This is a genomic window from Erwinia artemisiae (assembly GCF_051400835.1).
GTDB classification, from domain to species: domain Bacteria; phylum Pseudomonadota; class Gammaproteobacteria; order Enterobacterales; family Enterobacteriaceae; genus Erwinia; species Erwinia aeris.
In genome coordinates this window covers 1-3,303 of sequence record NZ_JBLFFM010000020.1, presented here as the reverse complement: position 1 = coordinate 3,303, position 3,303 = coordinate 1, and the positions used below count along the sequence as shown (strand labels likewise).

Here is a 3,303-nt window from a genome sequence, read left to right as displayed (position 1 = left end):
TGCTCTTCCTTATAGGTGCGGACTTCACGCGTGACCTGCCCCGTTGCATCATAGCCAAAGCGCTGCTGCTGGTTTGCTCACTTGTTCTGCTACATTGCGCTGACGTCATCGTGAGCTCTCCACAAGAAGGCGATTACATTTTAGTGTAGGTAAATATTACAGATAAGTGGGTGGCACAGGCGTGATTTAAGATGGAACAAAATTCCGTTTGAAGTTACAAGTCTATTTAATACCCATCTTCTATTCTGTCAGAAAACACACCTGCGCAGGTATATAACAATAAAAATTATTTTTTAAATTAACATACCTTTCTAAATCCAGAGCCAAAATGATAGCAAGTAATTAAAAAAAAAGCATAAATATAAAATGACATTCCAGACTTAAAGACCCGGAAGACATTAATGTTGCCTTCCGGTTTACAGCTATAATTCTATTTCATACAAGTTATTTAAAAAATTATCAAAACTTGATGCTATCAGATGCATGTTATCCATTCCAGGTTTATCGCCGTCTTCAGCTTCATTTTCATGATCCCAATAATAAACATTATCACCCCCGCTATTAATCTCTATTAAAATTAGGTTACCCCCAGGATCTTTAGCTATGGGGAAATAATTTTCAGGAATACGATCCTTATAATTTCTAAAGTATTCTATAAGGCTTTCGCTTTTTGAACTGCTAATTTCTAAAAATTTATCAATGCTTGAGCCATCACTACCATCAGCAAAGTCAAAACCATCTGGCTGAGGATAACCACCATTATGTTTTTTTAAGAAATCTTTATAGCTATCAGGTAGTTTAATGGCATGCTGGCTTTCTATATCGAATATCTCTTTTTCACTTACAACACCCTTTGAACCATGTATTTGTGTCATAGATTCATCTCCCTGTTGCTATGCCACCAGTATGTTTTACAGCGGCGTGTATGTCGGTTGGTATTAACTGCATGTAACCTGAATCCTGGTGATGATGCCAGGTATAATTTCCAGGCCTTGGGTTAGCCCTATCATATCCTGCGGCTCTATCTGCGCGAGCAAAATCAATACCACGAGTTCTACCAAGTTCAATACGAACATTCTTTATTGCATATCTAGTAAAGTCAGGGAACCCCGCGTGATTAAATGGAACACTATGTGGATATTTGCTTCTTATCCCTACAGGTAAACTTTCAAGAGGATACATCCTTCCTGCAAATTTACCATTAATTGGCATTCGACCATTGACTGACTTCACCATTTTGGAAGCTAAACTACACTTACTCAACCCCAGCGGATCAACCCAAACCAGCGGATCGCCCACATACCCATAAGTATTAATCCCACCCGCCAGTCCTATCGGGTCAACCTGGGTAAACCGCCCACCCACCGGATCGTAATAGCGGAATAAATTGTAATGAAGGCCCGTCTCCCTGTCCAGGTACTGCCCCTGAAACCGGAGATTCTGCTGTACCGCCTGGAAGCCGGTCACGCTTTCGCGCTCCGTTTCACCCCAGGTGGAGAAACGGCCGCGCCATCTCGCTTTATTCGTCGGTCAGAAGGTGGTGAACGCAGAGAGCCGCAGGTGAATATGTTGGGTAAATTCCTGGCAGAGAGAGGTTTGTGGTAGGGGGCGGGGGTTGGTCATAAGGTATTGGAAAGCTGTCTGGTACTGCCCCCCACAGAGGGAGAGGATTCAGCAACGTAGGAAACAGGCACAGCTTGAATAGCAGAAGCAAGAAAGGAAAGGCCCGGCTGCAGACACTGGCTCTACTGGCACAGGTTAGCGGCTAAAAATGAAGCTGTAAAAATCCTTAAGATGGCTTACAACTTAATACGCAGTCTAAAAACATCCTTTTTAGAGGCACACTTTTTAAATGTGCCCTTCAAAAATTTAACCTTTAACCTTTAACCTTTAACCTTTAACCTTTAACCTTTCAATAATAAGTCATAAAGCGGATTAGAATTGAACTTAGCATTATTGATAGCTAGATTAATCAATTCTATTTTATAAATTCCACAGCGATCTTTTCCTCATGAGTAAAATATAAATAACCTTCTTTACCATCAATTATTTCTATTTAAATTTTAATATAAATACCCATACAATGAAACTTATTCATTTCGACAAATTTTTCGGCACCTCATATCCTTATGCATGCCCTCCCACGATTATGATTAATACTTTTAAAATCACATGCGGATTTAATTCTTGAAAAAATACAATTGAATTAAATTAAACACGTAGAAAAAATAACTACCTTTCCCAGAAAGATAAAATCACTGTATTTTAATAAAATCATAGGATAAAACGATTAAACCCTAACGATATCAGTGATATGGTTAACCTTTATTTTGCTAGGCTCAAAGGAGATATTAATACAATTCAATTCTTTATTAAACCTCAGCTCGTAACTTCCTGGAGCTAAATCTACTATAGCCCCAGAGATATATTCAGAATTATCTGGCTCGAGATCTCCGCCACTTGTGTCTTCGCCTGCGCCTATAAAAACCTTTCCTGATGGTATATTCAAATATAATGAATCGTATTGACCATCTATCTCATCGCAAATATTTATTTTATACTCACCATCAATACCAAGATTTAAAAAAATAACATTCCCCTGATTAACCTCCGCAATTTCATCTTCGGGGATACTCCACCAATCAGCATCATCATTAATTCTATGCCTAAGTGAAACCAGATCGAAAATAGACAAAGTTGCAGTATCAGTCGAAATTGAAAATTTCTTATTCATTAATACCTCTATTGAAAAATAATTTCACTAATCATATCACCCGGCTTAAGACCAGCTTTTCTACCTGCATTTTTTAAAGAACTACCAACACTCTTATTTATCGATTCGTTTAACATTTGTAGCCTTTGGGTTGGTGAACCACCAACTATCAAATCCACAGGGTGATCGGCATTTAGTTTTGTTAAATCCGGTGAACTTCCAAACATTCTTTCATAGCGGGCTGCAATTCGTCTTCTGTAAGAGCTTTGTATTGATGAAATTCTTACATCATGGGTTCCCGGTGACCACATCAATTCTCCTCGTTGAGCAGCACGATTAAGAGCATTTTGTTTTTTCTGAAACTGTCTTTCAAGAAAACCTCTCTCAGAATCCGATAAATTAGCATTACTCAAAATTTTAGGCTTGCTTACGGTTAGTGTTGCACCAGAAGTACACTTACTCAACCCCAGCGGATCAACCCAAACCAGCGGATCGCCCACATACCCATAAGTATTAATCCCACCCGCCAGTCCTATCGGGTCAACCTGGGTAAACCGCCCACCCACCGGATCGTAATAGCGGAATAAATT

The 3,303-nt window shown here is 39.2% G+C and carries 3 protein-coding genes and 1 pseudogene; all 4 read right to left on the bottom strand.

What is annotated here, in order from left to right:
* Window positions 1-422: 422 nt before the first annotated feature.
* Entirely contained in the window at window positions 423-875 is a 453-nt protein-coding gene (locus ACMGEE_RS21655) for an SMI1/KNR4 family protein (RefSeq protein WP_301730203.1), read from the bottom strand.
* A gap of 4 nt (window positions 876-879) precedes the next feature.
* Window positions 880-1,512, bottom strand: a pseudogene (locus ACMGEE_RS21650) (RHS repeat-associated core domain-containing protein); the annotation flags it as partial.
* Window positions 1,513-2,290: 778 nt separating this feature from the next.
* Window positions 2,291-2,734, bottom strand: a complete 444-nt coding sequence (locus tag ACMGEE_RS21645; RefSeq protein WP_301730207.1) for a DUF6386 family protein — start codon at window positions 2,732-2,734, stop codon at window positions 2,291-2,293.
* Window positions 2,735-2,742: 8 nt separating this feature from the next.
* Window positions 2,743-3,303, bottom strand: a 561-nt coding sequence (locus tag ACMGEE_RS21640) for an RHS repeat-associated core domain-containing protein (protein ID WP_436830630.1), incomplete at its 5' end; no start/stop codon positions are given.

Excerpts from the sequence above, each read along its gene's own strand:
- ACMGEE_RS21655 (WP_301730203.1), bottom strand. The coding sequence starts at position 875 with ATGACACAAATACATGGTTCAAAGGGTGTTGTAAGTGAAAAAGAGATA.
- ACMGEE_RS21645 (WP_301730207.1), bottom strand. The coding sequence starts at position 2,734 with ATGAATAAGAAATTTTCAATTTCGACTGATACTGCAACTTTGTCTATT.